Source organism: Pseudomonas persica (genome assembly GCF_900291015.1).
GTDB lineage: Bacteria > Pseudomonadota > Gammaproteobacteria > Pseudomonadales > Pseudomonadaceae > Aquipseudomonas.
In genome coordinates this window covers 1-238 of the sequence record NZ_OLKL01000361.1, presented here as the reverse complement: position 1 = coordinate 238, position 238 = coordinate 1, and the positions used below count along the sequence as shown (strand labels likewise).

General features: G+C 64.3%; 1 pseudogene. It reads right to left on the bottom strand.

Annotation, left to right across the window (positions count from 1 at the left end):
- Positions 1-238: pseudogene (locus tag FQ664_RS26890) on the bottom strand (histidine kinase); the annotation flags it as partial.

Genomic DNA, 238 nt, shown 5'->3' with positions numbered 1-238 from the left:
GTGCAAGGGTCTACCAGTTCCAACTGCCAGGCCAGCAAGGTCAGGCAGGCCCCTACCGCGGGCAGGGCTTCGCGCTGCAGGCAACCGACCTGGCAGGCCGGTGCCAGCAATTGCTGCAGGGCGGTGGTGTAATGGGCGACTTCGCGCAGGCCCAGATGTGCGGCCTGTCGAGCGAGGTTGTCGAGGGCATTTTCCAGGCAGTGGCAAGCATCCGGGTCGTTGTCGATCAGTTCCAGAT